Annotated in this window: 7 protein-coding genes and 1 pseudogene; 4 read left to right on the top strand and 4 right to left on the bottom strand. The window is 62.8% G+C overall.

Annotated elements, in window-relative coordinates; translation table 11 throughout:
• The 3 genes from Q1V60_RS22310 to Q1V60_RS22320 form a co-directional block, all read right to left on the bottom strand.
• Positions 1–950: D-glycerate dehydrogenase (locus Q1V60_RS22310; protein WP_300634892.1), on the bottom strand; the 950-nt coding region annotated here is incomplete at its 3' end.
• A gap of 126 nt (positions 951–1,076) precedes the next feature.
• Positions 1,077–2,045: a LysR family transcriptional regulator gene (locus Q1V60_RS22315; RefSeq protein WP_057724639.1), complete on the bottom strand. Its 969-nt coding sequence runs from the start codon at positions 2,043–2,045 to the stop codon at positions 1,077–1,079.
• A 74-nt stretch (positions 2,046–2,119) separates the two neighbouring features.
• Positions 2,120–4,312 carry a hypothetical protein gene (locus Q1V60_RS22320; protein ID WP_300634895.1) on the bottom strand — a complete coding sequence of 731 codons (2,193 nt, stop codon included), beginning with the start codon at positions 4,310–4,312 and terminating at the stop codon, positions 2,120–2,122.
• Between the two features lie 232 nt (positions 4,313–4,544).
• On the opposite strand from Q1V60_RS22320, the gene Q1V60_RS22325 reads away from it, so the two are divergent.
• The 4 genes from Q1V60_RS22325 to Q1V60_RS22340 are packed head-to-tail and all read left to right on the top strand — an operon-like array spanning position 4,545 to position 9,317.
• Positions 4,545–6,056 carry an efflux transporter outer membrane subunit gene (locus tag Q1V60_RS22325; protein WP_300634897.1) on the top strand — a complete coding sequence of 504 codons (1,512 nt, stop codon included), beginning with the start codon at positions 4,545–4,547 and terminating at the stop codon, positions 6,054–6,056.
• Between the two features lie 10 nt (positions 6,057–6,066).
• Positions 6,067–8,256, top strand: coding sequence for an FUSC family protein (locus Q1V60_RS22330; protein WP_300634898.1), 2,190 nt, complete (start codon positions 6,067–6,069; stop codon positions 8,254–8,256).
• On the top strand, positions 8,246–8,446 hold the full coding sequence (locus Q1V60_RS22335; RefSeq protein ID WP_003171907.1) for a DUF1656 domain-containing protein: 201 nt from the start codon (positions 8,246–8,248) through the stop codon (positions 8,444–8,446). The genes Q1V60_RS22330 and Q1V60_RS22335 overlap by 11 nt, the downstream gene beginning before the upstream one ends.
• Before the next feature lie 10 nt (positions 8,447–8,456).
• Positions 8,457–9,317 carry an HlyD family secretion protein gene (locus Q1V60_RS22340; protein ID WP_300634900.1) on the top strand — a complete coding sequence of 287 codons (861 nt, stop codon included), beginning with the start codon at positions 8,457–8,459 and terminating at the stop codon, positions 9,315–9,317.
• A 53-nt stretch (positions 9,318–9,370) separates the two neighbouring features.
• Here the strand turns inward: Q1V60_RS22340 and Q1V60_RS22345 are convergent.
• Positions 9,371–9,551: pseudogene (locus tag Q1V60_RS22345) on the bottom strand (DUF4440 domain-containing protein); the annotation flags it as partial.

The raw sequence follows: 9,551 nt of genomic DNA on the forward strand, positions 1-9,551 counted from the left end.
ACCAGATCCTGCGGGCGTTGGCCGAGCAAAGCGCTGCGCAGGTTGTCGAGGGCGCGGTTGGCCATGGCTTCGCGGGTTTCATGGGTCGCCGAACCGATATGCGGCAGCGTCACCGCATTGCTCAATTGGAACAGTGGCGACTCGGCCAGCGGTTCCTTTTCATACACATCCAGCCCGGCGCCGCGAATGCGCTGGGTTTGCAGGGCCTGGATCAACGCCGGCTCGTCCACCACCGGGCCACGGGAGATGTTGATCAGGATGGCGCTGGGCTTCATCAGCGCCAGCTCGCGGCTGCTGATCAGGTGACGGGTCTTGTCGCTCAACGGCACCACCAGGCATACGAAATCCGCTTCGGCCAGCAACTGGTCCAGGCTGCGCATCTGTGCGCCCAACTCCTGTTCCAGTGCGCTCTTGCGGCTGTTGCCGCTGTACAGGATCGGCATATTGAAGCCCAGGCGCCCACGCCGGGCCACGGCCGCGCCGATATTGCCCATGCCGACGATGCCCAGGGTCTTGCCGTGCACGTCGCAGCCAAACAACGGCGCGCCGACGCTGGCTTTCCACTGGCCGGCCTTGGTCCAGGCGTCCAGTTCGGCCACGCGGCGCGCACTGCTCATCAGCAGGGCGAACGCCAGGTCGGCGGTGCTTTCGGTGAGCACGTCAGGGGTATTGGTGAGCATGATCCCGCGCTCATTGAGGTACGCGACGTCATAGTTGTCGTAGCCCACCGACACACTGGACACCACCTCCAGTTGGCGCGCGCCTTCAAGCTGTTCGCGGCCCAGCTTGCGGCCCACGCCGATCAAACCGTGGGCGTGAGGCAGGGCTTCGTTGAACTGGGCATTGATGTCCCCCAGCTTGGGGTTGGGCGCGATCACTTCGAAATCCTGTTGCAGGCGTTCGATCATTTGCGGCGTGACACGGCTGAAGGCCAGGACAGTCTTTTTCATGGCAGGCGGGCTCATCGACTCCGGAAGAATGCCAAGCAACCTAACATTCCTGACCCGCGTTGTCAGGCTGCGGCCAAACCAATGTGGGGCCTGCTCCCACATTCGGCAGGTGCTGTCAGGTGAGTTTCAGTTCGCCATCCGCACGCCACCCAGGCCACCGCTCAACTCATACGCCACCAGCTCAGCCTGGTGCGCCGCCAGGATTTCCGGCAACGAACCGCGCAGGTATTCCACCCAGGTCTTGATCTTCGCATCCAGGTATTGGCGCGACGGGTAGATGGCGTACAGGTTCAACTCCTGGGAACGGTAGGTCGGCATCACGCGCACCAGTGTGCCGTTGCGCAACCCTTCGATGGCGGCGTACACCGGCAGCAGGCCGACGCCCATGCCGCTGGTGATTGCAGTTTTCATCGCATCGGCCGAATTGACCAGAAACGGCGAGGTGTTGATTGCCACGCTTTCCTGGCCTTCGGGCCCGTTGAAGGTCCATTTATCCAGCTGGATCACCGGGCTGACCAGGCGCAGGCAGGCATGGTTGAGCAAATCCTGGGGCCGTTGTGCGCAGCCCTTGGCCTTGACGTATTCCGGCGAGGCGCAGGCGATGCTGTAGGTGATGCCCAGGCGTTGCGAGACGAAACCGGAATCCGGCAGTTCGCTGGCCAGCACGATGGACACGTCATAGCCCTCGTCGAGCAGGTCCGGCACGCGGTTGGCGAGCGTCAGGTCGAAGGTCACGTCGGGGTGGGTGCGGCGGTAGCGGGCGATTGCGTCGATCACGAAATGCTGGCCGATACCGGTCATGGTGTGCACTTTCAATTGCCCGGCGGGGCGCGCATGGGCATCGCTGGCTTCTGCTTCGGCTTCTTCGACATAAGCGAGGATCTGCTCACAGCGCAGCAAATAGCGTTTGCCGGCTTCGGTAAGCGCGATGCGGCGGGTGGTGCGGTTGAGCAAGCGGGTTTGCAGGTGGGCCTCAAGGTTCGAGACCGCGCGCGAGACGTTGGCGGTAGTGGTGTCCAGTTGCGCGGCGGCGGCAGTGAAACTGCCGGCCTCTGCAACGCAACTGAACGCGCGCATGTTTTGCAAGGTGTCCATGGGGTGTTCTCAAGGGAGATGGCAAATTGTGACATGAAGTTGCGCGCAGGTGTGGAACCGCTCGGCTTGCCTGTTTAGGACAGCGTCCAGGCCTCGCTGACTTTCGCCTCGTAGTGCGGCAGGTAGGCCAGTAACACATGATTGAACGCCGCCAGCGCTCGGCGACGATTTTCCGCGGTAGGGGCTTCACCGGCGGTGTGCGCATGTTGCGTCAATGTTTCGACCGCCAAGGTGAGCGCCGGGCTGATGCGCTTGAGCGCGTCAAGTTCTGCACTCAGCACCGTGCCAGGGCACTGCCGGCCGATCGTGTCGAGCAGTGCCTGAACGTCATCGGCATGTTGCTGCAGGTAAGTGTCCCAGGCGTGTCGTTGACCGGGGGGGTGCAGGCAGTGGCGGGCTACCGGCAACAGATGGTCCAGGGATTGATTGCCCACCTGCTCCTTGCGCAAGGTTTGCTTCGTGCGCAGGGACTGCAGGTCCAGGCCGCTGCACTGCTTGACCGGGTCCGGCAGCGTCAGGTCGCGGTCTTTTTTCACCGTATGGCGGGTGAGCAGCAGCACCGGTTCACCGTGCTTGATTTTGACCAGCACGTGAGTGGAGGACGGTTTGGCGGGGTCGAGCAGCGACTCGCTGATCGAATGGATCAAGTTGGTCCACTCAAACGTCTGCTCGCCAAGGGCTGACAACGCCTGGCCAAGAATTTTTTTTAATGCACTGGCAGATTTGAGCGGGGCAATGTCAATCGCCAGGTAATCACCGCTCAGATGGGGGTCATCCCGTTTGCGGTGGCTGACTTCAATCGTTACCCCTTTGCCGGTCTCGGCTTGCGACGAAGCCGTGATGCCGGCCGAACCGCTCAGCGTCTGGGACTGGGCTGTGAGTTTGTACACCTTCAACGACTCGGGTCGAAGCAATGCGCGGTGTTGATCGATCAACCCGCGTATGGCGCTGTCCCGCTCAGGATCGATACGCGAGGCTGCCTTGAGCTGCACATAGCGTTCCAGCAGCGAGCAGGCTTGCCGGTGGCTCGCGCTCAGGCTGCGGCTCAGCTCGCACGCCGGTAAGGGGGCGCTGGCCTGTAGGGTAAATCGCTGGCTGGCGCAGTCCACGTGGGCTTTCATCGCAGTGAGCAGCGTCATCGCGTCGTCACCCTGGTGTCCGGAGCCGGCAAGTTGTTGCTTTGCCAGTGCCGGAGCCATGTCGTGAAGGCCGAGAATATCCAGTACTTTGCGCAGGTGAGTACGTTGCAGGATCAGCCCCAGGCTGGAGTTAACTTTTAATACGCTGAAAAAATCCACCGCCATCTTGCCCTGTGCATTCAATGCGATGCCTTGCTCACTGATGACCTGCGCTGTGGCGTCGTGCAGGGCGGGTAATTCCACCCCGGCCAGGCCGGCGCGGTTCAGTGTCTGCCGAACGTAGGGCTGACTCAGCGCTGAATAGGCCCTGTCTCGGTGCAGGTGGTGATGGTCGCTCAACAGGTTGCGCAGTTGCCTGAGCGTGCGCCCGATACTTTCGCTCAGCGAGGTGTGTAGCGAGCCGCTGCGGCTGTCGGCGTAATGTTCCAGGCTTGCGTACGTGCGGGACAGTAAATGCCCGAGCGCGATTTGGTGCTGAGACTGGACATCACCCAAGTCCGTCAGCGTGGATTTGAGTTTTCCCTGCAGGGCGATCACACGGGTGCTTTTGACCTGTTGGTCCGGGCCGATGTGCAGGTGCGAGTCGATGGCCAAGTGGGGTCCTGCACTGATCAGGCTCGTCGACTCCAGCGCGAAGTCATAGCCGATATGACGATGGTTATGGCGTTCCCCGCCGTTGCGAACATAGGAAAGCGACGTCAGCAGCCGCTGTGTCAGACGCTCATGCCTGGCGTCGCTGATCGCGGCGCGAAACTGCCATTTCAGGGCACGGCACAGTATGTAATCGGCTTCTATTTCCGGGGTTCTGCTGGTGCGATGCGCCTTGAGCAGGTGCTCGGCTTTTTTGAAGAACGTGTAGAAATTCGGTAGCTCATCGGCCGACAGTTCCAGCCGCTGTTCGCTGTTGCACAGTGTGTGGTGAAGCGCTTCTACGGCAAGCTTGTCGCGACGACAGCCGGCAAGTGGTACCAGCTTTTCCAGCACATGGTCGGCGATCCAGCGCGCATCTCTCTGCAGAGGAAGCGCGCCGGGGCTCAAAGGCTCCGGGTTTTTGCGCAGTTGCCTGTGCAGAACCGCGGTGGTGTCGAGGGGCAGGGGGGGCGACAGTGGGCTGGGGATGGAAAGCATCGGGCGCTCCTGAGGCAGGCGGGCTCACGATTGTGCAGGCGGGTGATGCCTGGCGATGTAAGACGAGTTCCGGTGCCCCAGGAAAACTGTCTGAACCGTGCGCGTGCCCCGCCTGGGATTATCGTCGGAACGGTAATAAAGATTCACAGGAATGCCCGCTTATCGTTCCCGTTCATGCCCCCTAGAATTGCGCCACTCCCCCCGCGTCAACCACCTCAGGAATTCGCAAGCCGTGCCGCGTCGCATCAGCAGAGAGCTGAAGACTCTCAGTGTTTGGGCTTTATCGTTAGCAATCAGCGGCTGCATCGGCACCGGAGGCATCGGCCCCCAGGGCCAGTCCCTGGACGCCAACCACTTGGCCACCGACGAAGCGATCCAGAGCGCGGCCAACGACGCGCACTGGCCTACCGTGCAATGGTGGCAGGCCTACGGCGACCCGCAACTGAACCGCTGGGTCGAACTCGCCACGCAAGACAGCCCCAGCATGGCCGAGGCCGCCGCGCGGGTGCGTCAAGCGCGGGCCATGGCCGGGGAGGCCGAGTCGGCCGAGTCCTTGCAGATAAACAGCGACACCACCCTCAAACGCCATAACTGGCCGAAGGATCAGTTCTACGGCCCCGGCGAGTTGAGCGGTGCGAACACGTGGGACAACAACTCATCCTTGGGTTTGAGTTACGCCCTCGACCTGTGGGGCCGCGAGAGCAATGCCACCGAGCGTGCCGTCGACCTGGCCCATATGAGCGTCGCCCAGGCACGCCAAGCCCAGCTTGAGCTGCAAAACAACGTGGTGCGCGCCTATATCCAGCTGTCCTTGCATTACGCCGATCGCGATATCGTCGCGGCCACATTGGCCCAGCAACAGCAGATTCTCGACCTTGCCAACAAACGCCTGAACGCTGGCATCGGCACGCACTTTGACGTCAGCCAGGCCGAAACCCCGCTGTCGGAAACCCACCGTCAGTTGGACGCGCTGGACGAGGAAATCGCCCTCAGCCGCAACCAGTTGGCGGCGTTGGCCGGCCAAGGCCCGGGGGCGGGCGCGCACTTGCAACGCCCTAGCCTGGCGCTCGCCGCAGCGCTGAAGTTACCTTCGAACTTGCCCGCGCAATTGCTCGGCCAGCGCCCGGACGTCGTCGCCAGTCGCTGGCAAGTGGCGGCGCAGGCGCGTGGTATCGATGTCGCCCATGCGGGCTTCTACCCCAACGTCGACCTGGCGGGCAGCCTCGGTTACATGGCCACCGGTGGCGGCATGCTGGCGTTCCTGGCGGGCAAGAAATTCAATTACAACGTCGGCCCGGCAATCAGCCTGCCGATCTTCGACGGTGGGCGTCTACGTGCGCAGCTGGGTGAAGCCAGCGCCGGTTATGACGTTGCCGTGGCGCACTACAACCAGACCCTGATCAATGCGCTCAAGGGCATCAGTGATCAGTTGATCCGCCGCGAGTCTATGGAAAAACAAGCGTCGTTCGCCGCGCAATCGGTGGCGTCGGCGCAGAAAACCTACGACATCGCCACCGTCGCCTATCAACGCGGCCTCACCGACTACCTCAACGTGCTGAACGCCCAAACCCTGCTGTTTCGCCAGCAGCAGATAGAGCAGCAAGTACAGGCCGCGCGCCTGAGCGCCCATGCCGAACTGGTGACCGCTTTGGGCGGTGGCCTCGGTGCCGGCGACGATGTACCGCACGCCGACAAAACCCTCCCCAGCAAGACTCCGGCGGCGCTGGCCGTGTTCGATCACTGAGTAGATGGCGATGACTCCCCTGCCTGCACCACTGCGCTGGCTGCACTCCCTTGAGTGGCGCCGTGGGTTTTTCGACTGGGCGCGCAGCGATGGCGTGACCTGGGTGTATATCTTCAAGGTGCTGCTCGCCGCGTTCCTCACGCTGTGGCTGGCGATGCGCCTGGAACTGCCGCAGCCGCGCACCGCGATGATCACGGTGTTTATCGTGATGCAACCGCAGAGCGGCCAGGTATTCGCCAAGAGCTTTTATCGCTTCCTCGGCACGTTGGCCGGGTCGGCGGTGATGGTGCTGCTGATCGCGTTGTTTGCGCAGAACACCGAACTGTTCCTCGGCGCCCTGGCCATCTGGGTGGGTATTTGCACCGCCGGTGCCACGCGTAACCGCAACTTTCGCGCCTACGGTTTTGTGCTCGCCGGCTACACGGCGGCGATGGTCGGCTTGCCGGCGTTGGCCCACCCGGACGGCGCTTTTATGGCGGCGGTGTGGCGGGTACTGGAAATCTCCCTGGGGATTCTCTGCTCGACGCTGGTCAGCGCCGCGATCCTGCCGCAAACCTCCAGCGCCGCGATGCGCAATGCGCTCTACCAACGCTTTGGGGTGTTCGCGTTGTTCGTCACCGACGGCCTGCGCGGGCGCAGCCGGCGTGAAGGGTTTGAAAGCGCCAACGTGCGCTTTATCGCCGAAGCTGTCGGCCTGGAAGGCTTGCGTAGCGTCACGGTGTTTGAAGACCCGCATATGCGCAGGCGCAATGGCCGTCTCAGCCGCCTCAACAGCGAGTTCATGAGCATCACCACGCGCTTTAACGCCTTGCACCAGTTGCTGGCGCGGCTGCGCGCCGACGCAGCCGATCACGTGGTGGCGGCGATCAAGCCCGGCCTGCAGGACCTGGCTGAAGTGCTCGACGGTTTTTCCGGCCGCGCCCTGACCACCCCCGACGCGGCGCGGCTGGTCAACTTGCTCAGCGCCTACAAAGACAGCTTGCCCGCCAAGGTGCGCAGCCTGCGCGCGGCCTTTCAGGAAGGCGACCCCACCGAAGCCGAGCAATTGGATTTTCATACCGCCTATGAATTGCTGTATCGCTTCGTCGACGACCTGCACAACTACGCACAAACCCACGCGTCCCTGGCCGATCACCGCCATGCGCGCGAAGACTGGGACCAGACCTATACGCCGAAAACCAACTGGCTGGCCTGCGCCGCCGCCGGGATACGTGCCTCGTTCATCCTGATCGTCCTCGGCAGTTACTGGGTAGCCACCGCCTGGCCCAGTGGCGCGACCATGACGTTGATTGCGGCCGCCACCGTCGGCCTGTCCGCCGCCACGCCCAACCCCAAGCGCATGGCCTTCCAGATGGCCTGCGGCACGTTGATCGGTGCGCTGGTGGGCTTCGTCGAAATGTTCTTCGTGTTTCCCTGGATCGATGGCTTCCCATTGCTTTGCACGATGCTCGCGCCCGTGATCATTTTCGGCGCCTTCCTCGCCTCGCGCCCGCAGTACGCCGGGGTCGGCGTGGGCTTGCTGATCTTCTTCAGCACCGGCTCGGTGCCGGATAACCTGACGCTCTACAACCCTTACACCTTCATCAATGACTACATCGCCATGATCATCGGCATGCTGGTGTGCGCGGCGGCCGGGGCGATCATCCTGCCGCCCAATAGCCGTTGGCTGTGGCGGCGTCTGGAGCAAGACCTGCGCGAGCAAGTGGTGTATGCGATCAGCGGCAAGCTCAAGGGCTTGGCGTCGAGTTTCGAAAGCCGCACCCGTGACCTGCTGCACCAGGCTTACGGCCTCGCGGCCGGCCAGCCGCAAGTGCAGCGCGATCTGCTGCGCTGGATGTTCGTGGTGCTGGAGGTCGGCCACGCGATCATTGAGTTGCGCAAGGAACAGGCGATCCTGCCGGTGCATCCGGCGTACGCCGAATCCCAGCCCTGGCGCCAGGCGATCCGCGTGATGGGGCGTTCACTGGTGCGACTGTTCCTGCAACCGAGCGCCAGCAACCTGGAACGCGGCTTGATCGCCGTCGACCATGCGATCAGCCGCGTGCAGGCCACCGATGAACCCTTTGCGCCGCACTTCGACACGTCGGCCCTGCGCCGAGTGAAAAGCTACCTGCACTTTATCCGCACCTCGTTGCTCGACCCGCAATCACCGCTGGCGGCGCTCAAAGGCGCCACGCAAGGAGCCATGAATGCCCCGTGAAATCGCGTTCCACGGCCTCTACATGCCGACCATGACCCTGATGTTCCTGATCGCGGCCGTACTGGCCTGGGCCCTGGATCGTTTCCTGGCCGGGTTCGACCTGTACCGGTTTTTCTGGCACCCGGCGTTGCTGCGCCTGAGCCTGTTCGTTTGCCTGTTCGGCGCCCTGGCGCTGAGCGTCTACCGTTGAGAATGCCCCGATGAAAAAGTTTTTCAGCCTGCTCGCGACCTTGCTGGTCCTGGCTTTGGCGATCTGGATTGGCCGCACGTTGTGGGTGCACTACATGCAAACGCCGTGGACCCGCGACGGCCGGGTGCGCGCCGACATCATCAACGTGGCGGCCGACGTCACCGGCGAGGTGGTCGACGTGCCGGTACGCGATAACCAGTTAGTGAAAAAGGGCGACCTGCTGATGCAGATCGACCCCGAGCACTACCGCATCGCGGTGAAACAAGCGCAAGCGCTGGTGGCCTCACGCAAGGCCACCTGGGAGATGCGCAAGGTCAACGCCCACCGCCGCGCCGACCTCGACGCCCTGGTGATCTCCAGGGAAAACCGCGACGACGCGAGCAACATCGCCGATTCGGCCCTGGCCGATTACCAGCATGCCCTGGCGCAACTGGAAGCTGCTGAACTGAACGTGAAGCGCACCCGTGTCGTGGCGGCGGTCGACGGTTATGTCACCAACCTCAATGTGCATCGCGGCGACTATGCGCGCATCGGTGAAGCGAAGATGGCCGTGGTGGATATGAACTCGTTCTGGGTCTATGGCTTCTTTGAAGAGACCAAGCTGCCCCACGTGAAAATCGGCGACAAAGCCGACATGCAATTGATGAGCGGCGAGACGCTCAAGGGCCATGTGGAAAGCATCTCCCGTGGCATCTACGACCGCGACAACCCCGAAAGCCGCGAGCTGATTGCGGATGTGAACCCGACGTTCAACTGGGTGCGCCTGGCCCAGCGCGTGCCGGTGCGCATTCATATCGATGAAGTGCCGCAGGGCGTGCTGCTGGCGGCGGGTATCACCTGCACCGTGATCGTCGACCAGGCGCAAAACTGAAATGTGGGAGCAGGCTTGCTCCCACATTTTCTGATCGCATCAGTCTGATCGCGTCAGGCCTTGATAAAGGTCTCGTGCAGATGGCGCCACAACAGCGCGCCACTGGCCTGCTTCTCGAACACCACCGTGGCGCGGCGATCCGTCTGGGTGCCGCTGTCATCCACCTGATGCTCGCGATAAGTCACCGTGGCCCCGCGCGCATGCCGGTCTATCCCGGCCATCTCGCTCAAGGTG

Source organism: Pseudomonas sp. (assembly GCF_030147005.1).
Classification (GTDB): domain Bacteria; phylum Pseudomonadota; class Gammaproteobacteria; order Pseudomonadales; family Pseudomonadaceae; genus Aquipseudomonas.